The 24,585-nt window shown below is 32.6% G+C and carries 19 protein-coding genes and 1 tRNA gene; 17 read left to right on the forward strand and 3 right to left on the reverse strand.

The window, feature by feature from the left end; genetic code table 11:
* Nucleotides 1-187 precede the first annotated feature (187 nt).
* The 3 genes from Z053_RS0122915 to Z053_RS0122925 are packed head-to-tail and all read left to right on the forward strand — an operon-like array spanning nucleotide 188 to nucleotide 3,574.
* Complete coding sequence (locus Z053_RS0122915) at nucleotides 188-1,555, forward strand: Gfo/Idh/MocA family protein (protein ID WP_025667299.1); 1,368 nt, start codon at nucleotides 188-190, stop codon at nucleotides 1,553-1,555.
* 58 nt (nucleotides 1,556-1,613) lie between these two features.
* The gene (locus Z053_RS0122920) at nucleotides 1,614-2,687 is read left to right on the forward strand and encodes a mevalonate kinase family protein (RefSeq protein ID WP_025667300.1); all 1,074 of its coding nucleotides are present in this window, start codon (nucleotides 1,614-1,616) and stop codon (nucleotides 2,685-2,687) included.
* A 14-nt stretch (nucleotides 2,688-2,701) separates the two neighbouring features.
* Nucleotides 2,702-3,574, forward strand: coding sequence for a sugar phosphate nucleotidyltransferase (locus Z053_RS0122925; RefSeq protein WP_025667301.1), 873 nt, complete (start codon nucleotides 2,702-2,704; stop codon nucleotides 3,572-3,574).
* A gap of 77 nt (nucleotides 3,575-3,651) precedes the next feature.
* Here Z053_RS0122925 and Z053_RS0122930 read toward each other — a convergent pair whose 3' ends face one another.
* On the reverse strand, nucleotides 3,652-3,867 hold the full coding sequence (locus Z053_RS0122930) for a hypothetical protein (RefSeq protein ID WP_025667302.1): 216 nt from the start codon (nucleotides 3,865-3,867) through the stop codon (nucleotides 3,652-3,654).
* Nucleotides 3,868-4,208: 341 nt separating this feature from the next.
* Between Z053_RS0122930 and Z053_RS0122935 the strand changes: the two genes are divergently transcribed.
* Nucleotides 4,209-5,915 (forward strand): helix-turn-helix domain-containing protein, encoded by a 1,707-nt coding sequence (locus Z053_RS0122935; RefSeq protein ID WP_025667303.1) that lies wholly within the window; start codon nucleotides 4,209-4,211, stop codon nucleotides 5,913-5,915.
* 130 nt (nucleotides 5,916-6,045) lie between these two features.
* Nucleotides 6,046-6,231: a hypothetical protein gene (locus Z053_RS0122940; protein ID WP_025667304.1), complete on the forward strand. Its 186-nt coding sequence runs from the start codon at nucleotides 6,046-6,048 to the stop codon at nucleotides 6,229-6,231.
* A 106-nt stretch (nucleotides 6,232-6,337) separates the two neighbouring features.
* On the opposite strand, the gene Z053_RS0122945 is transcribed toward Z053_RS0122940, so the two are convergent.
* Entirely contained in the window at nucleotides 6,338-7,480 is a 1,143-nt protein-coding gene (locus Z053_RS0122945; protein ID WP_025667305.1) for an acyl-CoA dehydrogenase, read from the reverse strand.
* 471 nt (nucleotides 7,481-7,951) lie between these two features.
* On the opposite strand from Z053_RS0122945, the gene Z053_RS0122950 reads away from it, so the two are divergent.
* From Z053_RS0122950 to Z053_RS0122980, 7 genes are all read left to right on the forward strand, one after another.
* Nucleotides 7,952-9,178, forward strand: a complete 1,227-nt coding sequence (locus tag Z053_RS0122950) for a Glu/Leu/Phe/Val dehydrogenase dimerization domain-containing protein (protein ID WP_025667306.1) — start codon at nucleotides 7,952-7,954, stop codon at nucleotides 9,176-9,178.
* 27 nt (nucleotides 9,179-9,205) lie between these two features.
* Entirely contained in the window at nucleotides 9,206-10,675 is a 1,470-nt protein-coding gene (gene nhaB, locus Z053_RS0122955; RefSeq protein ID WP_025667307.1) for a sodium/proton antiporter NhaB, read from the forward strand.
* A gap of 82 nt (nucleotides 10,676-10,757) precedes the next feature.
* Complete coding sequence (locus tag Z053_RS0122960; protein WP_025667308.1) at nucleotides 10,758-11,444, forward strand: MotA/TolQ/ExbB proton channel family protein; 687 nt, start codon at nucleotides 10,758-10,760, stop codon at nucleotides 11,442-11,444.
* 1 nt (nucleotide 11,445) lies between these two features.
* Nucleotides 11,446-11,838, forward strand: a complete 393-nt coding sequence (locus tag Z053_RS0122965; RefSeq protein ID WP_025667309.1) for an ExbD/TolR family protein — start codon at nucleotides 11,446-11,448, stop codon at nucleotides 11,836-11,838.
* 2 nt (nucleotides 11,839-11,840) lie between these two features.
* Nucleotides 11,841-12,734, forward strand: a complete 894-nt coding sequence (locus tag Z053_RS0122970) for a hypothetical protein (RefSeq protein ID WP_025667310.1) — start codon at nucleotides 11,841-11,843, stop codon at nucleotides 12,732-12,734.
* Nucleotides 12,735-12,742: 8 nt separating this feature from the next.
* Nucleotides 12,743-13,960: a bifunctional folylpolyglutamate synthase/dihydrofolate synthase gene (locus Z053_RS0122975; RefSeq protein ID WP_025667311.1), complete on the forward strand. Its 1,218-nt coding sequence runs from the start codon at nucleotides 12,743-12,745 to the stop codon at nucleotides 13,958-13,960.
* A gap of 69 nt (nucleotides 13,961-14,029) precedes the next feature.
* Nucleotides 14,030-14,107, forward strand: a tRNA-Val gene (locus Z053_RS0122980).
* A gap of 145 nt (nucleotides 14,108-14,252) precedes the next feature.
* Here the strand turns inward: Z053_RS0122980 and Z053_RS0122985 are convergent.
* Entirely contained in the window at nucleotides 14,253-14,927 is a 675-nt protein-coding gene (locus Z053_RS0122985; protein WP_051476128.1) for an RNA polymerase sigma factor, read from the reverse strand.
* Nucleotides 14,928-14,978: 51 nt separating this feature from the next.
* Between Z053_RS0122985 and Z053_RS0122990 the strand changes: the two genes are divergently transcribed.
* The 5 genes from Z053_RS0122990 to Z053_RS0123010 all read left to right on the forward strand — a co-directional run bounded on the left by Z053_RS0122990 (nucleotide 14,979) and on the right by Z053_RS0123010 (nucleotide 24,585).
* The gene (locus Z053_RS0122990; RefSeq protein WP_025667313.1) at nucleotides 14,979-16,097 is read left to right on the forward strand and encodes a FecR family protein; all 1,119 of its coding nucleotides are present in this window, start codon (nucleotides 14,979-14,981) and stop codon (nucleotides 16,095-16,097) included.
* A 259-nt stretch (nucleotides 16,098-16,356) separates the two neighbouring features.
* Entirely contained in the window at nucleotides 16,357-19,788 is a 3,432-nt protein-coding gene (locus Z053_RS0122995) for a SusC/RagA family TonB-linked outer membrane protein (protein ID WP_160170139.1), read from the forward strand.
* Nucleotides 19,789-19,809: 21 nt separating this feature from the next.
* Nucleotides 19,810-21,375: a SusD/RagB family nutrient-binding outer membrane lipoprotein gene (locus Z053_RS0123000; RefSeq protein WP_081748323.1), complete on the forward strand. Its 1,566-nt coding sequence runs from the start codon at nucleotides 19,810-19,812 to the stop codon at nucleotides 21,373-21,375.
* Between the two features lie 284 nt (nucleotides 21,376-21,659).
* The gene (locus Z053_RS0123005) at nucleotides 21,660-23,708 is read left to right on the forward strand and encodes a beta-N-acetylhexosaminidase (protein ID WP_035096609.1); all 2,049 of its coding nucleotides are present in this window, start codon (nucleotides 21,660-21,662) and stop codon (nucleotides 23,706-23,708) included.
* 4 nt (nucleotides 23,709-23,712) lie between these two features.
* On the forward strand, nucleotides 23,713-24,585 hold the full coding sequence (locus Z053_RS0123010; RefSeq protein ID WP_025667317.1) for an SMP-30/gluconolactonase/LRE family protein: 873 nt from the start codon (nucleotides 23,713-23,715) through the stop codon (nucleotides 24,583-24,585).

Consider the following 24,585-nt stretch of genomic DNA (forward strand, 5'->3'; position numbering starts at 1 on the left):
GGTTTTTTTTATGATTTAAAACTAACTTAAAATACTTCCAAAAGTATCATATCTATCCAATAACATAACACCAAATAAAAAATAAAAACTTATAGTCTGGAGAGATAGAGAAAAAGAAATGTATAGGTTTTTTTAACTATGCGCTTTTCTATTATATTTAAAGAATGTAATAGAAAAACTAAACATCATGAGTACACACAAATCTAGACGAAACTTTATTAAAAAAACAGCAATAGCAGGAGCTGGCATTTCTGTATTGCCTAACTTAACTTTTGGGAATAAGGGATATACTCAAAAAGATAAGCTTAAATTAGGGTTAATTGGTGTTGGTTTAAGAGGGACAAATCATTTAAGAAATGTTCTTTTAAGAGATGATGTGTTAGTAACAGCAATTTGTGATATTGATCAGGCTCGAATAGACCTTTCTTTAGAAGCAATCAATAAAGCAGGGAAAACTAAACCAAAAGTATTTAGCAAAAATGAATATGATTACAGAAATCTGCTAAACCTAGAGGATGTAGATGCAGTGATTATATCTACTCCCTGGTTGTGGCATACCAGGATGGCCAAAGATTCGATGGTGGCTGGTAAATATACTGGTCTTGAAGTTTCTGCTGCTAATACTCTCGAAGAATGCTGGGATTTGGTAAATACCCATGAAGCTACAGGTACACATCTTATGATTTTAGAAAATGTTAACTACAGACGAGATATTTTGGCAGTCTTAAATATGGTTAGACAAAATGTGTTTGGAGAGTTGGTACATTTTAGATGTGGGTATCAACATGATCTGAGATTTGTAAAACTAAATGATGGGAAAACTGCATATGGAAAAGGAGTAGAGTTTGGCGAAAAAGGTATTTCTGAATCAAAATGGAGAACACAGCACTCGGTAGTAAGAAATGCAGATGTATATCCAACCCATGGTGTAGGTCCTATGGCTACAATGTGTAATATTAATAGAGGTAATCGTTTTTCATCAATTACTTCTAATGCAACAAAAAGCATAGGTTTACACAATTATATTGTAAAACATGGAGGAGAAAATCATCCAAATGCAAAAGTTAAGTTTAAACAAGGGGATGTTATTACTTCAACCATTGAGACTACAATGGGAGAAACCATCATAGTTACTCATGATTGTAACTTGCCTCGCCCTTATTCATTAGGGTTTAGAGTTCAAGGAGCTAATGGATTATGGGAGGTCGATGGAAATAGAATATATATAGAAGGAAAATCAGAATCACATAAATGGGATCAGGCAGATGAATGGCTGGCAAAATATGACCACCCTTTATGGAAAAAATATGGAGAACATGCAATGGGTGCTGGTCATGGTGGGATGGATTTTTTTGTGATTAATGCTTTTGTAGAATCTGCAAAACAAAATATAGCACCACCATTAGATGTGTATGATGCTGCTGCATGGAGTGCAATTACACCTCTGTCAGAAGTCTCTATAGAGAATAATGGAGAACCACAGGATTTTCCGGATTTTACAAGAGGATTGTGGGTCAAAAGAAAACCGTACAACTGGATTAAGGATACCTATTAGTTTTAATAGAGATTATTGAGATGGATTATTATAAAACATACATTATTTAAAAGCAATTTTGAAAAAAATAAATATAGTATCTCCGGGAAGAACTTGCTTATTTGGAGATCATCAGGATTATCTTGGATTACCTGTTATTGCATGCGCGATAGATAAATATATCACACTAAATGCTATTGAAAATGCAGCCGCTCTTTTCAAGATAAAATTACCAGATATTGGAGAAGAGAGAGAGATTCTTATAGGTGAAAAATTTGAGCAGATCGAGCACAGGGATTATTTTGCTTCGTCTCTTAGAGTGCTAAGACGATATGGCTGCATCCCAGATCAAGGTTATGATATAGAGATAAAAGGAGATTTACCACTTAATGCAGGAGTTTCCAGTTCTTCTGCACTAATAGTAGCATGGGTAAGATTTCTGTTGGAAGCATTTGGTGCAAACCAGGAAGTAACCCCAATACTGGTTTCTAGAATAGCTTATGAAGCCGAAGTTCTGGAACATAATGAACCAGGAGGATTGATGGATCAATATTCAATTGGCTTGGGAGGAGTTTTGTTTATCGATACCAGTGAGAAAACATCTTATGAAAGGATACAGAATACGGTACCGGGATTAATTGTGGGCGAATCCGGAGTGAAAAAAGAAACCATAGGTACGTTGGGAGATCGAAAAGAAAAAGCACTTAAAGCTATAGAATACGTGACACTAAAAAAACCTGATTTCAATATAAAATCTACTTTACTGGAAGAGTATGACGAATATGAAAAATATATTCCATCTGATTTGAAACCTTATTTCTTTGCGGCCCTAAAAAATCATTCTATAACACTTGAAGCTTTACAAGAATTTAAAAAGGAAGTTCCTAATATGAAGTATTTAGGAGATTTAATGAATCAACACCACCATATTCTAAAAGATATCCTTAAAATAACGGTTCCTGTAATAGATAAAATGGTAGATAGTGCAATCGAAGCAGGGGCTTATGGGGTTAAGATTGTTGGATCAGGGGGGGGAGGTAGTATTGTAGCTATAGCTCCAAAAGATAAGGAGCAACAAGTTGTAGAAGCTATTAAACGGGAAGGTAAAACAGCCTATGTTGTAAATGTAGACTCTGGAGCAAGAGTTGTTTAAAGCGAAGAGAAATTATGCATGAAAATTTAATCATTTTGGCAGGAGGTGCATCCTCGCGAATGAAGAAAGCAATAAACACTGGATTGAGTACTGATCTAACAGCGCAAGCTAATACGCGATCAAAATCTCTTATTAGTATAGATACAAGCGGGAGACCTGTGATGGATTACCTTTTGTATAATGCTAAACAGGCAGGGTATAAACATGTATTCATTGTTATCGGAGAAAAAGAAAACCTGATAAAAGAGTTCTACGGAGATAATCTTAAGGGAAATAGCTTTCATGGCCTCACTATTAATTATGCAATACAGTATATCCCAAAAAATAGAGAAAAACCTTTTGGGACTGCAGATGCTTTACATCAGGCGATTACACAATATCCAGAATTGAATACCGAAACCTATACTGTTTGTAACAGTGATAATCTGTATTCTGAGGTTGCCTTAAAGGCTTTACGCTGTACAGATCATGCAAATGCTTTTGTGAGTTATGATAGAGATGCATTACAGTTTAGTTTACAACGTATAGCTCGGTTTGCTCTGGTATCTTTGGATGAAGAAGGGTTTTTGAAGGATATTATTGAAAAACCATCAGTCCAGGACAGTGAACTCTATAAAGATGAATCTGGTAAACTGAGGGTAAGTATGAATATTTTTAAGTTTGATGGAGCAATGTTTCAGGAGTATGTAGTGAATTGCCCGGTTAATGAAAAAAGGAATGAAAAAGAACTTCCCACAGCGCTATTAAATATGGTAAAAGAGCACTCTGCATCGGTAATCGGGATACCAATATCAGAACATGTCCCGGATCTAACATCAAAAGAGGATATTGCTATCCTTAAAGAATATATAGAGAAACACTATGTTGATATGGATTGGAATAGATAAAGCGTTTTATATGATCTTCAAAAAAAGGTTCATCTACATAAGATGAACCTTTTGATATTTATATGTGCTTGTGCTAATTAAACTTCTACAGCACATAATCCAACACGGCCTCCAACACAGGATAAACCAGGTCCACAGGATAAATGTGGTAATGATGATCCTTGCAGGCATAATTCGCCTACTTGTTTATCGCCGTCACCTGCAAGCTGAAGTGCAGTAGCAGCTCCTCCGTTTATTAACTTTTGTTCTTCTCTGCTAAGTGTGTTGCTTAAAGCTAAGATATTTTTTAACATAATATAAAGTTTGGTTTATTAACGCCATAATTTTTTTTGAGTCGTTCATGGCTTTACGACTTATTCTTAGAACAAAAACAGTATAAAGTTAACTGTGCATCGTTATTTGTTTATTTTTTGATTGAGTTTGATTGAAACAAATATATAGACAGAGCTAGTAGTTTTTCAAGGTGCTCTGGTTAGCATTTATAAATTTTACCTTATCGATTTATAAATTTTAACCTACGTTTTTATACTTAGGTTCTTTTTTTGTAATTGCCAGGATAACTACTTTTTTGAAGTTTTTTATTCTTTGTAAGTTTGTTTATTAAACATACATGCCCTTTTTAATCTACTTATATATGAAATGGATCGGTTTATTGGTAATATTAATATCTTATATCCCTTCATTACACACAACATCACCATTACAAACTGAACAGAAAATTGTTGATGCAGATTCATTAAAGAATAAAACATTAAGAGAATTAACAATTGAGTTTTGGAAAGGGAAAGACCTCGATTCTGTTTATAAACGAAAACTTGCAGATACTTATATTTTTAAAGCGAAAAAACAGATTAATAATGAGAGGGTAGCAGATGGATATCAAATGTTTCTTTCTATCTACAAAAAACAACCTGAAATATCATTACAGTATGCAGATTCTATAATTGAAATAACAAAAAAGTTACGAAATAACCATTATCCTTCTACAGGATATATGATAAAGGGAAATATATTAAGTACCATAGAACAGCACGATGAAGCATTAGAAGCATATTTAATTGCTAAAGAATATGCAGAAAAGAATAACAATAAACGACAATTGATTGGTTTAAAACATAATATTGCATTGTTAAAAACCATCCTGGGAAAAGAGAAAGAAGCACTATTGGTGTATAAAGAGAATTATAATTATTTAATGAAACAGGAGAATAGTGTTTTAAGACGCAGTCAGATTTATATAGCTACGTTGTATAAATTGTCTGATAGTTATAATCGACTTAAGCACTATGATTCGGCATACTTTTATCTTAAAAAAGGAATAAAAGCTAGCCTGTCTAATGCTTATAAGCATCATTACCCGAATCTTTTATTTGCTTACGGAATCAATAGTTATTATAGAGAAGAATACCAATCGGCTATCGATAGTTTAGATAAAGCATTAATTTTATCTGAAGAAGATGTCAATGATGTAAATGTAAGAAAAGGATATCTGTATTTGGGGAAAACCTATTTGCAACTAAAAGAAGAGCGAAAAGCATTACAATATTTAAAGAAAGTAGATGAAATTACTAATGAGTCAAATTATAGATTAGAAATAAGAGAAGCGTTTACATTATTGCTTGATCACTATAAAAAGAATAAAGATCAAAGGAATCAGTTAGAAATAATGAAAAAACTGTTACGGTATGAAAACGCCTCTAGTATAAAATATAGCCGATTAAATCATTCTATTGTAAAAAAGTACGATATACCACAGTTGATAAAAGATAAAGATCACTTGATAAGTGAAATTAGAAATAACAATAAAGTTTTAACTTATAAGTCAATAGCGTTTAGTGTCTTTTTGATCATAATTGTAAGTTCTTTATATATCTATTTTTCTAAGAAAAGAAAAAATAATTATAAAATTCAATTAAATAGAGAGTTAGAGAAGGTTAAAGTTTTAGAGAATAAAGAGAGGAAGATTGTGAAGTCAAGTAAGGATTTTTCAACTAAATTGAAAAAAGAAATACTTGAGAAGTTGAACGATTTTGAAGATAATAAAGGATATTTAAAAAATGATCTTACTTTAAATAAGGTTTCGAAAAACTTAAAAACAAATTCTACCTATTTATCTAAGGTGATCAACATGGAGAAGCAAAAAAACTTCGCAAATTATATTAATGATTTAAGAATTGAATATTGCATACAACAGATAGAACAAAATAAAAATTTTAAACACTACTCGATCAGATCAATGGCAAAAGAAGTTGGTTTTAATAATCTACAATCTTTTGTCACAGCTTTTTCTAAACAAAAAGGATGTAATCCCGCAGAGTTTATGAAAAAGTATGGAAATTAGTTTAGGGAGGCTTGTATTTGTAATGAAATAAGGTAAAGATTTATAAATTTTGACCTGTAATGATTTTTAATAGACACTACAAGATTGTTTCTTCATTACTTTTGATGCATCCATTAATACAAGAGAAACCATGAAAAGAAAGAACAAAATTAAAATCAATCTTCAAAAAATTAAAATAACAAAATTAGATAACCCGATGAAATATAATGTGAGAGGTGGTGGTTTTCAAGATACCTATGATTCCATAATTAATCTTTGTAATAGTAATGGTTGTGATTCTAATCCTCCTTGTAATATTGAGAAGACAGATAGTTAGATTAGAAAATAGTAATGATATAACTAATCTAAGCTAAAATAAATAACACAAAAGCCCAGTTCGTAATTTTACAAACTGGGCTTTTTTATTAGAGAGTTTTAACTAATTAATCTCTAAGAATACTTCTTGAAATTACAATCTTCTGTATTTCACTGGTACCTTCATAAATCTGAGTGATTTTTGCATCTCTCATTAATCGTTCTACGTGATATTCTTTAACAAAACCATTACCTCCATGAATTTGTACTGCTTCTATACTAACATCCATTGCAGCTTGCGACGCAGCTAGTTTTGCCATAGCACCAGATAAATCGTAGTTTTCATGGTTATCTTTGTCCATTGCAGCTTTATAAACTAACATACGAGCAGCTTCAATCTGTACATGCATGTCGGCAAGCTTAAAAGCAATTGCCTGATGATTCATGATTTCTGTTCCAAAAGCTTTACGAACCTTAGCATATTCTTTTGCCAATTCATACGCTCCCGAAGCGATTCCTAATGCTTGTGCAGCGATTCCTATACGACCTCCAGCCAATGTTTTCATAGCAAACTTAAATCCAAAACCATCTTCTCCAATTCGATTTTCCTTAGGAACTTTTACATCATTAAATATAAGAGAATGTGTGTCACTTCCTCTGATTCCTAGTTTATCTTCTTTTGGTCCAACTTCAAATCCTTCCCATCCTTTTTCAACAATAAAAGCATTGATACCTTTATGCCTTTTTTCTCTATCTGTTTGAGCAATAACCAAATAATAATCAGCAGAATTACCATTAGTAATCCAGTTTTTTGTTCCGTTTAGTACATAGTGATCCCCTTTGTCAATAGCCGTTGTTTTTTGAGAAGTAGCATCACTACCAGCTTCGGGTTCAGATAGACAAAAAGCTCCTATAGATTCGCCTGTAGCAAGCTTAGTTAGATATTTTTCTTTTTGCTCAGCATTTCCATAAGTATCAAGACCCCAACATACCAAAGAATTGTTTACCGATACAATTACAGAACAAGAAGCATCTACTTTAGATAACTCTTCCATTGCCAAAACATAAGAAATTGTATCCATTCCACCACCACCATACTCTGGAGAGGCCATCATCCCTAAAAACCCAAGTTCTCCCATTCTTTTTACCTGTTCTTTAGGAAATTCTTGTTTGTTATCACGTTCGATTACACCTGGTAATAGTTCTGTTTTAGCAAAATCACGAGCTGCGTCGCGTATCATTAACTGCTCTTCGGATAATTTGAAGTCCATAATTTTCTTTATAATTTACTGTGCGTGCATAACACGAAATTTTCACTTTCAATGAAAATAAATCGAGATAATCACGATTTTGTTATTAATTCTACAAATATAAGCTATAATATGATAGTTTTACTGTTTTTTTGATTTTTTGAGATAATCATTTTTTAAGATAAAGTTTAGAAGATTTTTATAAGGGATATAAAAATACCGTAGATTATTTTTTTTGAAGTAAAAAAACTACTACTTAATTACCATAATTTTATTTTTATTTAAGCTTTTGCCATGTTTAGTTTTTTATATTTGTGAAGTCGAATTTTGACTATAGTTCGATTTATTGTAATATCTGGTAATATGACTCAACTCTAACCTCCGTAATGGAGGATTATTTTTAATTAAAAAGATAGGATAAAATAAGTATGTTGTTTTTTGAAATGTTTTTTAAAAACACAATTGGTTATTCAATAAATTGAAATTTTAAGAATGAAAGAGTTATTAAATAAATACGAAAATAAAACACCCGAAATAGTTTTTAATTGGAAAGATGCTGAAACTGAAGCAGAAGGGTGGACAGTTATAAATTCATTGAGAGGTGGTGCTGCAGGCGGAGGAACCAGAATGCGTAAAGGATTAGATATGAATGAGGTCCTTTCTTTAGCAAAAACAATGGAAGTCAAATTTACAGTATCTGGCCCGGCAATAGGAGGAGCAAAGTCGGGTATTAATTTTGATCCCGATGATCCCCGCAAAAAAGGAGTTCTTAAACGATGGTATAAAGCTGTATCTCCTTTGCTAAAAAGTTATTATGGTACAGGAGGAGATCTTAATGTAGATGAGATCCATGAAGTTATACCTATAACCGAAGAATGTGGAGTTTGGCACCCTCAAGAAGGAGTATTTAATGGTCATTTTCAACCTACCGAAGCCGATAAAATAAATAGAATAGGGCAACTGCGCCAGGGTGTTATTAAGGTATTAGAAAATACTATGTTTTCTCCCGATGTTACCAAAAAATATACTGTGGCAGATATGATTACAGGATATGGAGTAGCAGAGGCTGTACGGCACTATTATACTATTTACGGGGGCGAAGTAAAAGGAAAAAAAGCAGTAGTACAAGGTTTTGGTAATGTAGGATCTGCAGCAGCATACTATCTTTCTGAGATGGGAGCAAAGATTGTAGGGATAATTGATCATGCCGGAGGACTCATAAACGAAGATGGCTTTTCGTTTGAAGAAATAAAAGAATTGTACTTAAATAAGAGAGGCAATAAGTTGTATAGTGAACAACGCATTCCTTTTGATGAAATGAATGAAAGAATATGGTCTTTACAAACCGAAATCTTTGCTCCTTGCGCAGCATCCAGATTGATTACCAAAGATCAAATTACCAAAATGATTGATTCTGGTTTAGAAGTTATTTCATGTGGAGCCAATGTGCCTTTTGCAGATAGCGAAATATTTTTTGGACCAATAATGGAATATACCGATGAGCGAGTAAGTTTGATCCCGGATTTTATTTCTAACTGTGGAATGGCAAGAGTTTTTGCTTATTTTATGGAGCGAAAAGTGCAAATGACTGATGAAGCTATTTTTAAGGACACTTCAGAAACTATTAAGAAAGCGATTCAGGATACATATAATGAAAAACAAACAGAAACCAATATCAGTAAAACAGCGTTTGAGATAGCTCTCAGACAGCTGATATAATATTAATTGTATTAACCAAGTAAAATTATGTTCAAGTATTTTTTAGGAAGCAGTCCGAAATGGTTTAAAACCATAATGATCGGATTTTTGATTTTTAATGTATTTTCTTATTTCCTTTTAGGACCCACGGTAACCGCGTGGTTGTTTATAGCAGAGTTTATTTTTACCCTTGCCATGGCGCTTAAATGCTATCCGTTACAATCAGGAGGGTTATTAGCGATAGAAATTCTGGCATTAAATCTCACAACGCCAAAAAAAGCGTATCATGAAGTAGATCAGAACTTAGAGGTAGTTTTACTATTGGTTTTTATGGTTGCAGGGATTTATTTTATGAAGCCCTTACTGATGTACATTTTTAGTAAAGTATTTACCAAAATAAAATCCAAGATGGTATTGTCGCTATTATTTGTATTTCTAGCGGCAGTACTTTCAGCATTTCTGGATGCTCTAACAGTAACGGCTGTTTTAATAAGTGTTGCTGTAGGGTTTTATGGAGTATATCATAAAATTCATTCTGGATCTGGAGATTTTGACGAGAGTGGAGTTCTGGATAGAAAAGAGTTGAGTGGAGAAACCTTAGAACAGTTTAGAAGTTTCTTAAGAAGTTTGGTAATGCACGGGGTAGTAGGAACAGCATTAGGAGGCGTATGTACCTTGGTAGGAGAACCACAAAACTTACTTATTGGAGAACGAATGGGGTGGGATTTTATACAATTCTTTTTAAAAATGGCACCAATTTCAATACCTGTTCTGGGAGCAGGATTGGTTACAACAATGGTTTTAGAAAGTACAAAATCATTTGGTTTTGGAGAAAAATTACCAGAAGTAGCCAGAAAAATTATAGAAAGCTATACCGAAGACGAAGATGCAAACAGATCTGATAAATCTAAATATGGACTAATTGTACAAGCAGTATCTGCAATACTTTTGATTATCGGTTTAGCATTGCACCTGGCACCTGTTGGTTTTATAGGCTTGGCATTAATTATTGTTCAGACTGCCTTTATGGGAATTACAGAAGAGCATCAGTTAGGAAAAGCTTTTGAAGAAGCACTTCCGTTTACAGGTTTGATTGTGGTTTTCTTTGTTATAGTAGCCATGATACATGACCAACATCTTTTTAAACCAATTATTGATTGGGCATTATCCTTAGATCCAGGTCAACAACCTTCTATGTTTTATATTGCTAATGGAGTTTTATCGATGATTAGTGATAACGTTTTTGTAGCAACAGTATACATAGGAGAAGTGAAACAAGCTTTTGACAATGGTGCAATATCACGAGAACAATTTGAGAAATTAGCAATTGCAATTAATACAGGAACAAATTTACCTAGTGTTGCAACACCTAATGGTCAAGCTGCGTTTTTATTTTTACTAACCTCTTCCTTGGCACCGTTAATTGGATTGTCATATACCAAAATGGTAAAGATGGCTTTTCCGTATACAATAGTACTGGGAGGTATTGGTTTATTAGGAATTATATATGTATTATAAGAATAAAGAATATACTTAACCTACAGAAATAACGTTAGTATACTAACACTAAATTAACAAAATCAAAATGACGTATTTATCAATGCTTGGTGCTTTAGCCCAAAATACCCCAGAAATTGATCCGCAAGTAGAAGAAAATACATTATCCATTATGGACCTTTTACTTAGTGGTGGAACAGGAGCAATCGTAATCATATCGATTCTTTTTGTATTACTATTTGTCGCTGTTTATATTTATTTTGAAAGAATTTTTGCTATTAAAGCAGCTTCAAAATATGATGAAAGTTTTATGGATAAAATTAGAGATAGCGTGGTGAATGGTAAAATTGAAGCCGCAAAAATTTTATGTGCGCAGACAAATAATCCTATTGCAAGGTTAACCGAAAAAGGAATTTCGAGAATAGGTCATTCGTTAGAAGATATTAATAAAGCGATCGAAAATGCTGGTAGACTTGAAGTATATAAATTAGAAAAAAATGTTAGTATTCTAGCTACAGTAGCAGGAGCTGCTCCTATGATTGGTTTCCTGGGAACAGTAATTGGTATGATTTTGGCATTTCATAATCTGGCATCGAGTTCAGGAACAGCAGATATGGGTGTTTTGGCCGAAGGTATTTATACGGCAATGACAACAACTGTTGGTGGACTAGTAGTTGGGATTGTAGCCTATATAGGGTATAATCATTTGGTGGTTCGAACAGATAAAGTGATTCACAGTATGGAAGCTAATGCTGTAGATTTCTTAGACTTGTTAAACGAACCTGCGTAATATGAATTTAAGAGGAAGAAATAAAGTTAGCCCAGAGTTTAGTATGTCTTCTATGACAGATATTGTATTTCTGTTATTAGTTTTCTTTTTACTAACATCTCCTGCAATTACTCCAGAAGCCTTGGATTTAATATTACCAAAAGCCAAAGGAAAGAGTTCTAATGCACAAAATATATCGGTAAGTATTACTAATAAATTACAATACTATATCGATGAAGAGCGTATAAGCCAAAGTAGTTTAGAATCTACTTTATTATCACGATTACAAGGAAAAAATGAACCTACCATTATTCTAAGAGCCGAAGAAGGAGTTCCTATAGAAAAGGCAGTTGGTGTAATGGATATTGCCAATAGAAATAAATTTAAAGTAATATTAGCCGTTAGGCCCGAATAAAAATGATAAAGCTGGATACAAAACATAAAAAGAAATCCTTTGTGCTTACGATACTAGTACACGTAGCGATTATCTTTTTATTGTTTTATCTGAGCTTAAATTATATGGAGCCTGAAGAGGAAGGTGGTATTGCTGTAAATTTTGGGACCACAGCAACCGGTTCGGGTAAAATCCAGCCTAATAAACCTATTAAATCCTCACCCAGGCAAACTACTCCAGAAACAACATCGTCGACTCCAGAGCCACAAGAAGAATCTCCTCAAATAAAAGATAAAGTGGTTACTCAAGAGCTCGAAGATGCACCTGTGATAGAAAAAAAACCAAAAAAGAAGCCTAAAAAAAAGACAGAGAAGCCTAAAGAAAAACCGAAACCTTCGGACCAGAAGCCTTCAAAAAATACAACAAAAGAAAAGCCCGTTAAAAAGGTAGAAGAAAAAAAACCAGATCCAAAACCAGATAAATCTACTTTAGATATTCTAAATAGTTTTTCTAACGGCCCAAAGAATGATGGTAAAGCAAAGGGAGGAGAAGGCGATGATAAATCACCAGGAGATAAAGGAAGCCCGGATGGAGATCCTAATGCCAGATCATACTACGGAACTGGTAAAGGATTAGATGGAGACGGTAATTATCGATTAGGCGGTAGAAAAGCTCTTAATAAAGAAAAATTTGTTCAGGATTGTAATGAATCAGGCATTGTGGTGGTAAAAATAGAAGTTAACCAAAGCGGAAAAGTGATTAGAGCCACCCCAGGAGTTAAAGGAACGACCAATAGTGCTTCGTGCTTAATGGGGCCAGCAAAAAGAGCAGCCTTGGCTACACGGTTTAATAGCGATTCTAAAGCTCCGGCAAAACAAGTAGGAACAATTATTTATCAGTTTAAACTTTCTGAATAATATAAAGAATGAACTATAGGGAGACCCTCGATTGGATGTTTACCCAATTACCAATGTATCAGCGCCAGGGTGCCAGTGCATACAAAGTAGATCTTCATAATACAATACAATTAGCAGCATATTTAGGAAATCCCGAAACCAAATTTAAGAGTATACACGTAGCAGGAACAAATGGTAAAGGCTCTACTAGTCATATGCTAGCTTCAATACTGCAGGAAGCAGGTTATAAAGTAGGATTGTATACTTCACCACATCTCAAAGATTTTAGAGAACGCATTCGAATTAACGGAGTTACTATATCTGAAGAATATGTGATTGATTTTATTTCAAAACATCAACCTTATCTCGAATCGAATCAACTTTCTTTTTTTGAAATGACCGTAGGAATGGCATTTCAGTATTTTGCAGAATCTAAGGTAGATATAGCAGTTGTAGAAGTTGGGTTAGGGGGAAGGTTGGATTCTACTAATATTATTACTCCAGAAATTTCTGTAATTACTAATATAGGATTAGATCATACTCGTTTTTTGGGAAATACTTTAGCTGCGATAGCTTCAGAAAAAGCAGGGATCATTAAAGAAGGTGTGCCAGTTGTTATAGGAAGGAATGTAGAAGAGACCTCAAAAGTTTTTATAGAGGCCGCTAACGCATCCCAAAGTCCTCTGTATTTTGCCGAAGACTGTAATGGTACAATATATTCGTCTGATCTAAAAGGAAGTTATCAAAAAGAAAATATAAAGACTGTTTTACAAACTGTAGATTTAATTAAATCAAATGGGTGGAGTATATCTGAAAATGATATTAAGAAAGGACTTCAGAATGTAGTAAAAAATACTCATTTGTTAGGAAGATGGCAGATATTACAAGAAAAACCTAAAGTAATATGTGATACTGCTCATAATGAAGATGGATTGAAGGTAGTGATGAAACAATTGATTGAAGAAGAATATGATCATCTTCATATAGTATTAGGAGTGGTTGACGATAAAGATTTAGATACTATTTTGCCATTATTTCCTGAGCAAGCCCGATATTATTTTTCTCAACCTGATATTTTAAGAGGGCTTGATGAGAAAAAATTAAAAAAAGAAGCTTTAAAATTTAACTTAATAGGAGAAGGGTATAGCTCGGTTGCAGAAGCGTATAAAGCTGCGTTACAGCAGGCTACAGAGAAAGATGTTGTTTATGTGGGAGGAAGTACATTTGTTGTTGCAGAAATAATTTAATTTTTCTTTAAAATTCTTTTGGTAGACTATAAAACTGTCTTATATTTGCATCCGCAATCGCAAGATAGCGGGCGCGTAGCTCAGTTGGTTCAGAGCACTTGGTTTACACCCAAGGGGTCAGGGGTTCGAATCCCTTCGCGCCCACCAAAAAGGAATCTTCATTTTTATAATGTTGATTCCTTTTTTTATTTCTTATAAATCATCTATTATTATTTAGGATAACAATATATGGGAAATGGTAATAAGGAGTGATGAAAGAAAAGAATTTGCACTTCGTTAGAAATACCTCTTTTTAGTCCAAATATTTTAATGAACGTTTTTTTAACATTGAAATAAATAAAATGATTTTCTCATTTTTAAAACTATCTCTAATTTTTTGAAAAGCTATTCGCATTTGAGATTCAACAGTTTTTACAGATACATCCAATTTTTCAGCAATTTCTTTATACTTTACCCCATCTCTTTTATTTAGCAATAAAATCTGTTTGCAGCGTGGGGGAAGTTCTTCAATAACTGCTAGAATCTTTTTTACCCTTAATTGCCGTTCTGTAGAATCATTGTATTCGATTTGATTTTTTAAAACACTTAGTTTTAATTCATCGATTACCTTGTTTCTTATTTGATCTTTACGGTATTGATCAATATACAATCTGTAGCAAACTGTGAAAAGGTAATTTTTTAGAGAAGACTCTTCAGATAAAATTTCTCGTTTATTCCATAAAATAATAAAAGAATTCTGAACAATATCCTTAGCTTTTTCTGTGTCGTATGTTAAAGTGGTTACGTAAGCTAATAAAGGCTTATACAATTCATTGAAAATTAATTTAAATGCATCTTCATCATTTTTCTTAATTTTTAAAACCAAACTACTGTCATTCATGCTAAATTCAACGTTATTCCTGAAATGTGAATTACAAATATGCAAAAAAAAAAAAGAATTTTCTTTTAAGGGTTTTTGATAGACCATACGTTTAATTAATAAAGAATAGGTAGTTAGTGTTGAAAAAAAAGAAGAAACTTGAAAAAATTAATTGAAAAATATTTGACCAATACAATTAGCTCATCAGAAATGATGGATTTATCTAATTGGTTAAGAAAAGATGAAAATAAAGAAATTTTTAAAGCATATATACTACAATATTATGATCTAAATTATGCGTTACAAGATGTAGATGTTGAACACGAATATACGACATTGATGAAATCTATTAGTAAACAAAAAAATCGTTATAAAAAGTGGTATAAATGGGCTGCTATTTTTGTGGGCGTGGTTGGACTTAGTAGTTTATTTCTTTTAAACACTTCTAATGAAGTAGTTACCGAAGATAATGAGATTACTTTAAAGTTAGAAAATGGAGATATAAAAATTATTCGAGAGAATAACAATGAAAAAATAGTAAATAAAGAAGGAACAGTAGTAAGTGTATATCAGGATGATAAACTCGAATATAAGAATACTAAAGTAAATGATAAGAAACTTGTATATAATGAGGTGTCTATTCCTTATGGTAAAAAACTTCAACTTGTTTTATCCGATGGGAGTATGGTTCATTTAAATGCTGGCAGTACATTAAAATATCCAGTGAAGTTTTTAAAAGGTAAAGATCGAAAAGTATTTTTAAGTGGTGAAGCATATTTTGTAATAGCAAAAGATAAACAACATCCCTTTATTGTAAATACCCAAGATGTAAATGTTCAAGCTTTGGGGACTAAATTTAATGTTAATTCTTACAGAGAAGATAATGAAATGAATACTGTTTTGGTAGAAGGATCAGTTGGAGTTTATAAAGTAGATGAGAAATTTGATACAAATACTTCTACTGTATTACAGCCAGGTTATAAATTTACTTTGAATAAATCTCAACAGAGTATTGATGTAAAAGAAGTTGATGTTAGTGAGTACACTGCTTGGACTAAAGGAGAGTTGTTATTTAAAATGAAACCATTTTCTGAAATTATTAAAATATTAGAAAGAAATTATGATGTCGTTATTACAAATAATTATAGTTCACTAAATGAAAAACGTTTTTTAGCAAAATTTGATACAGAAACTATAGAACAAATACTAATATCTTTTCAGAGTAGTGAAGAATTTTCTTTTACAATAGAAGAAAATAGAATAACAATAAACAAATGATAATTTTATTAACCACCAAACCATTAAATCAAAGTAATGCCTATGATATAAATTTTTAATATAAAATTATTAATTGAATAAAAACGTATTGCAAAAAAAATCGAGAAATAGTGACGTATTTCCCGATTATAGAATACGATTTAATCAATACGAATCATTTCGACATGAGTCTTATTATTAACTAAATCATCACAAAAATATGAAAAAATTCTTTACCTCAGGGGCATGTTTATATACCCCCCCTAAATTGAATTTAAAAATGAAACTAACACTGTTATTAACATTCATTTCTCTCTTTAAAATTCAAGCTGAATCATATTCTCAAAATACTAGGATTACTATTAATTTAGAATCTGTAAAAGTTATAAAAGTATTAGAGACTATAGAGTCGTTATCTGAGTTTAAATTTTTGGCAAATGAAAATGTAATAGATCAAAACCGTTTGGTTTCGATTAAAATGAAAAATAAAAAGATCTATAAAATATTAAATCAACTATTTAGTAATCAAGGGGTAACGTATAAGGTTATAGATCGTCAAATTATTTTAGTCAAAAATAAACTAAACAATGAAGCTGTTAAAAAGTTAATTCCAGAACCAGTTAAAAAGACAAAACAGGAAAAAGAAATCAATGGTACTGTAAAAGACCAACAAGGGGTTCCATTGACAGGTGTAAATATAATCATATCAGGTACGACTAGAGGAGTACAAACAGATTTTGATGGGAGATATACTATAAAAGCTTCAATAGGGGATGTATTAGATTTTTCATTTATAGGAATGAAAACAGTTTCAATTGCAGTAGGAGATTCGTCAACTATTGATGTCGTTATGGAAGATGACACTGCAAGTTTAGAAGAAGTAGTAGTAACTGCTTTAGGAATTAAAAGGGAGGCCAAAAAATTAGGATACTCAATACAAACCGTAGAAGGCGAAGAATTAACAAAAGTAAGAAATGTTAATGTAGTTAATAATCTTGCAGGTAGAGTAACCGGAGTCCAGGTTAATCAAAATGGGACAGGTATAGGAGGATCTGCTTCGGTTACCGTTAGAGGTGTTACTTCATTAGTGCCAGGGCAAAACTCGGCGTTGATTGTTGTAGATGGTGTTGTTTTAGATGGAGGTAGTTTAGGAGAAGGAAGTTTTTCTGGAGGCTTAGATTATGGAAATGCATTATCCGATATAAATTCTGATGATGTAGAAAGTATCAACATTTTAAAAGGAGGGAATGCCACCGCACTTTATGGTTACAGAGGTTCTGCAGGGGTTATTGTAATTACGACAAAGAAAGGTAAAGCAGGTAGAGTTAAAGTTGATCTATCTTCTTCGGTGACTTTTGATAATGTATTAATTGCCCCTAAACTACAGAATAGTTATGGACAAGGTCGTTTTGATGCAGCTACAGGACAGTTGGTTTATGATATTACCAGACCTGGTAGTTGGGGACCTGCATTAGACGGTAGTCAGCAAACACGATTTGACGGTGTAGGTACAGCTCCTTACAGTGGTAATCCTGGTGATTTTAAAGATTTTTACGGAACAGGTTTAACCATGATAAATTCTGTAGGCTTATCTGGAGGATCTGATATTATAGATTATAGATTGTCTTATTCTAATTTATTTAATAAGCCTGTTTTATCGGGTAGTGATTATAAACGTCAATCTTTGTCGTTAAATACAAATACCAATGTGACAGATAAATTAAAAGTACAAGCCAAAATTGCGTATGTAAAAAATACAGCAATTAATAGAGCCGATATAACAGATGGACAGGCAAATACAGTTCGAAGCTTGATCTTAAAACCTAGAAACATTTCTAATGCAGATTTAGAAGCCAATTATATTAATCCCGATGGTACGCCAAATAATTTTGGAGGATCTTCATTTACAATGAACCCATATTATGCAATTAATACTAAGTTGAATGAAGATACCAAAAACAGGTATACAGGATTAATAAGTGCAACATATAAACTTACAGATGGTTTATCTGCCACTGCTAGATATTCTCAGGATCAAAGTAATTATGCGGCTTCTATATTTAAAGGTCGAGGAGTTTTTGATAATGCACCTTCAGGGCAATTAGTAGAAATCACACAGCAAACTACCACATCAAATTATGATTTCTTATTATCATATAATGGTTATTTAACAGAAAAAATATCTGTAAACTCAACCGTAGGATATAGTGGTTTTGAGAACAAAGCAAAATCTACAACTGTGCAAGCATCGGATTTATTAGACCCTTCGCTTTTTTCAGTAAATAATTTTGGAACTAAAGGAGCTAGTACGAGATTAAGTAATCTTAAATCTCAATCTTTATTTGGTTCGGTACAATTTGGATTTAATGATTTTGCATTTGTTGAAGTAACAGGGAGAAATGATTGGAGTTCTACATTACCAGTAGATAGTTTTTCATTTTTTTACCCTTCTGTAGGAACGAGTTTTCTATTGCACGATATTTTTGGTATAGATAGCGATAAGGTTAATCTTATAAAACTTAGAGCAAGTTGGGCAAAAACAGGAAATGCAACACTGCCTTACAGATTGGCTCCAGTATATAATGTATCTTCTGCTCCGTATAATGGACTTACATTATTTTATTTTGGTGACCCTAATTTAACACAAGGACAAGCAGAAGAAGGAGCAGCTCCAGGAACTGTAATCCCTAATAAAGATCTAAAAGCCGAATTGTCATCAGAATATGAGTTGGGTATGGATGTTAAACTATTCAATAATCGATTAGGGTTAGATGTTACATACTATAATAAGGAGACAAAAAACCAAATATTATCAATCTCTTTGCCTTCTACAACGGGAGCGCAGAGCAAAATAATTAATGCAGGTTTGGTTTCTAATAAAGGAGTAGAGATTGCTTTAACAGCAACCCCTATAAAATCGACAAATTTCGAATGGAATACTGCTTTTAATTTTAGTAAGAATGAAAATAGAATAGAAAAACTTGTACCAGAGTTACCAACTGCTATTATAGCAAGACAATTTAATGATGTTATACAATTAACTGCCACCGAAGGGAATGTATATGGGGATTTGGTTGGGCCATCATTTTCTCGGGATGATCAGGGACGTGTGATTTATGATAGTAACGGTTTACCAGTTGTAGGAGAAAATAAAATAATAGGAAATGTTACTCCGGATTTCTTACTGGGAATTAATAATTCATTTTCATATAAAAACATAGAACTTGGATTTTTGATTGATATTAAATCAGGAGGGGATGTGTTCTCATTTACTGATTTTGTAGCCAGTACAAATGGTAACGATATTAGAACCTTAGAAGGAAGAGAATTTTATTCAGGAGGTAATGGTATTATGGTACCAAGTGACGCCGTTGTAGACGGTACATTATCTCCAAGTGTTGCCGCTAGAGGAGTTGATCCAGCAACATATTATCAAAGATTAGGTAATATCTCTGAAAACTGGATTTCTGATGGTAGTTATGTTAAACTAAGACAAGTATCGTTAACGTATAACTTTCCATCTAGTATTTTAGATAGATTTTCGATTGCAAATATGTCTATAAGCTATATCGGGAGAAACTTAGCAATTCTTCATAAGAATACACAGAATTTTGATCCAGAAGTTGGTTTTAATACCTCTATCCAAGGAATTGAAATTTATGATTTCCCTTCTACCTCTAGCCATGGTGTAAAGTTAAACTTGTCATTTTAATACTAAATAATTTAAAATATTATGAAAAACATTAGTCATAAAAATTATTCAAACATTAAAAGACAATTTTTCGCTATTGTGTTAATGTTTGGTTTCTTAACGTCTTCATGTACTAAAGACTTTGAAGAAATAAATACCAACCCTAATTTACCCGAAGAAAGTGGAGCAGATAACATTATGGGAGGGGTGCAATATTTTACCTTTGCAGAGCCTAGATTTGTGGCATGGAGAGGTAACTTATTATATTCATCACAATTTTCTCATCAATTCTCAACAAGTGTTGCAGGAAGCTGGTGGGCTGGTGGCGATATATACGATAATGATCAAGGTTGGACCAATGCCGTATTTGATAAATCTTTTACAAAGAGTAGTTTAAATCTGCGTAATTTATTAATCAAATTTGGCGAATTAGAGGATACCAATGGTCAAGCCGCGACTAAAATTATGATGTCTCTTTTTTATCAAAAAATGACTGATATCTTTGGGGATGTCCCTTATACCGAAGTTATACTACCTGAGTTTGAAGTAAATCCTCCAAAATATGACACTCAAAAAGTTATTTATAGAAGCATTTTAGAAGATCTAAAAGCGCAAATGGATGTCATAGGAAACTCAACAACAACTATTAGTGGTGATAACGGGGATTTTATATATGAAGGAGATCCTCAAAAGTGGAAAACTTTGGCAAATACATTACGATTGCGCATGGCTTTACGAAGTAGAGATGCATTTACTGCAGACGGTGATGGCGCTTTTATTGATGGTGTCATAGCAGATTGTTTATTAAATCCATTAATAGACGAAACTAATGAGGCTACACTAATTAGATCTCGTGATCCTCTGGTTAATGGTAATCTAGATGGTGGTTTTGAAGATGTTTATTGGGGATTTGGAACTGGTGCCGGAGGTAATGGAGTTACAGGTTCTAAATGGATTTTAACAGATAGACTGGTAAATCTTATGCAAGATAATAATGATCCAAGATTGCCAGAAATTGCAATTGAGGCAGAAAATGGAGGGTACGTTGGAGGTATGCCTAATGTAAGAGTTTCCCCAGCCTGGGATGATATGTCTAAGCCTGGACCAAAAATAGTAGGAACGTCTTTTTCTGATATTAAAGATCAAGTACCCGTAATGGTATTAACAGCAGCCGAATCCTATTTTTTACAAGCAGAAGCTGCATTGTTAGGATATGGAGGAGATGCTAATAGCTTATATCAGAGCGGTATACTAGCTAGTATTAATTTTTGGGGAGGTCAAGATGCTGGTGATTTTATAACAAATGAAGCTATTGCTACATTAAGTGGCGCTACTCAGGATCAGCTTAATCAGGTGTATAACCAAAGATGGTTAGCATCTTTAACAAACGGATATGAGAGTTGGGCATTGGTAAGAAGGGTAGATATGATACCACAAATAACAGATAATGTTAATTTTTGGGTAAGCCAACCTAATAATGGTAACGTTCCTAAAAGATTACAATATTCTAGTACAGAATTAATCTCTAATAGTGTTAATGTACAAGAAGCAATTAATGCTCAAGGCCCAGATATAATGTCTACAGCTCTTTGGTGGGATGTAAATTAATTTACCATTTATAATAGAAGTATAAATGAATGCCAGATTAAGTTTTTAAGAATGGCTATTTTTCAGTATTAATTTCAGAAAATAGAAAAGTGTTTTTTGTAGTCATGATTATTGCAAATTTTGTATAAGAATAATGATATAAAAAAATTACGATATACATTGCAACAAACTTAGTCTGGTAATTTATGCTTTAATTCAAGCTTTTAACACATATAGAAGACATCATCGTTTTCACTATTTAATCATCAAACCACAGAAATTTGAAGTAAAATGCAATACTAGTTATGAAAAATATTAAAAAAATTATATTAATTTTTGTTTTTATAGCATCATGTTTTCACATTAACGCGCAGGTTGAGTTGTCAGAGAAATATGATTTAATGCCCTGGCCAAAAGAAATAACAGAGAACGGTCAAAAATTTATCATTAAAGAAGATTTTACGATTGCAGTAAATAAAGACAATATTAATCCCAAAATAGGTAACGCAACAACCAAATTTCTAAGGCGACTGTCTGGTAGAACAGGAGTATTTATTGACGAAGGGTTTGCAACAATTGCTTCTAAAAGTAAAGAGCCATCTTTAGTTATAAATTATACCAGAGAAGGTAAACTAGAGTTAAATGAAGATGAGTCTTATGAACTTTCAGTATTAAACAACCAAATAAGCTTAACAGCTATAACAGATATAGGTATAATAAGAGGATTAGAAACTTTATTGCAGCTTAATACTCATACTAAAACCGAATATTTTTTTCATGGAGTTAATATTAAAGACGCACCCAGATTTCCCTGGAGAGGTTTAATGATAGATGTGGCTAGGCATTATGAACCACTAGAAGTGCTAAAAAATAACTTAGATGCCATGGCTGCTGTAAAAATGAATGTTTTTCATTGGCATTTAACCGAAGATCAAGGCTTCAGGGTGGAGATAAAATCAAGACCTAAATTTCATCAATTAGCATCGGATGGACAATACTATACTCATGAGCAGATAAAAGAGTTAGTAGCGTATGCATCTAATTTAGGAATTAGAGTTGTCCCCGAATTTGATATACCAGGCCATGCTACTTCTTGGTTAGTAGCATACCCAGAAATGGCAAGTAAGGATACTATCTATAAAATAGAAAGATATGCAGGTATTTTTAATCCTACTTTGGATCCTACAAAAGAAGTTACTTACGAGATTATTACTGATGTGTTTTCAGAAATTGCCCCACTTTTTCCTGATAAATATTTTCATATTGGAGGCGACGAAAATGAAGGCAAGCATTGGGATGAAAACGATAAAATCCAAGAATTTAAGAAGAAAAATAATATAAAAGATAACCATGAATTGCAGGCATATTTTAATATTAAAATTCAAAAAATATTAAAAGAGCAAGGAAAAATCATGATGGGATGGGACGAAATTTTGCAACCTACTTTACCCAAAGATGTTGTTATACATTCGTGGAGAGGTAAAGAAGCAATGTTAAAGGCAGCTAAACAAGGCTATAAAACAGTGTTGTCCAAAGGGTATTATATAGATTTACTTAAATCTATTAGACATCATTATGCAAATGAACCTATTTCAAAAGATCATGGCTTAACAGAAGAACAACTAAAAAACATCTTGGGAGGAGAAGCAACAATGTGGGGAGAATTAGTTACTCCGGTATCTATAGATTCTAGAATTTGGCCTAGAACAGCTGCAATTGCAGAAAAACTGTGGTCATCTAGTGTAGTTAATGATGCAGATAATATGCTTAAAAGATTAGAGAGTGTTAATTACAGACTAGAAGAATTAGGTATTTCTCATATAAGAAATAGAAATGTAATTTTAAGAAACATTAGTAATAATCAAGAATTAAAATCATTGATTAATCTTACAAAAATTTGTGAACCATTAAAAGCATACCAAAGAAATAAAGGAGGAGTTGAGTATAAATCGTATTCGCCATTTACGCAATTTGTAGATGCGTGTAATACAGATGCTATTGATGCTATACTATTTGATAAAAGTGTAAAAAAATATTTAGAATCTAATAGGGGTGCTGATAAACAAGGGATTATAGTTTTGCTTAACAAGTGGATGACAAACCATACTGATTTCAGCAAAATAAATAATAATCCAACACTGGCAAAATTAGAACCTCTATCTTCAAAATTAGCAGAACTATCATCCATTCTGAAAAAAGGATTAACTAGAGGAAGCATAAACAAAGCCGAACATCAAAAATCAATAGTTATTATTGATTTTCTTAGCAAACCAATTGCCGACACAGAACTCGTAATAATACCAGCAATTAAAAAGCTAATCTCAGATATAGAAATTAAAAACGTAAAACCCTAATATATTGAAAAATACTATAATTTTCGTGGTAATGCTTTTTGGAGCAATGATTTTTAATTCGTGTAATAAAAAAGAAAAATCTATAGATCGTAGTACAGATTTTACTAAAGAACACGAGTTTACCAAAGGTATCGAAGGTCCGGCAGTAGATAGTAAAGGAAACCTATATGCGGTTAATTTTAAAGAAGAAGGTACAATAGGTATGGTTAATCGTAAAGGAGAAAGCTCTTTATTTGTAAAATTACCTACAGGTAGCATTGGTAACGGAATTCGTTTTGATGCATCTGATAATATGTATATAGCAGATTATACAAATCATAACATATTGTATATAAAAAAAGGATCAAAAGAAGTTACTGTTTTTGCTCATGACTCTACAATGAACCAACCAAATGATGTTGCTATTTCTTCTAATAGAACCTTGTATGCAAGTGATCCTAACTGGAAAAATGGAACAGGTAATTTATGGATGACTTCTAATCGAAAACTTGTTTTGGTAGAAAAAAATATGGGAACAACCAATGGTATAGAAGTTAGCCCTGATGGAAAGAGATTGTATGTTAATGAATCTATACAACGAAACATTTGGGTATATGATATAACAGATAACGGTAAACCTATTAATAAAAGAATATTCAAGACATTCAAAGATTTTGGCTTAGATGGTATGAGATGTGATGCTAAAGGGAATTTGTATGTGTGTAGATATGATAAAGGAACTGTATTAGTATTATCTCCTGAAGGTAAAGAATTAAGAGAAGTACAACTAAAAGGAAAAAAACCAACTAATATCGCTTTTGGAGGAAAAAATAATACTCAATGTTTTGTAACAATGGCAGATAGAGGGTGTTTTGAGACATTCTTTTCTCAAGAATGA

It is taken from the genome of Aquimarina megaterium XH134 (assembly GCF_000520975.1).
GTDB classification, from domain to species: Bacteria; Bacteroidota; Bacteroidia; order Flavobacteriales; family Flavobacteriaceae; genus Aquimarina; species Aquimarina megaterium.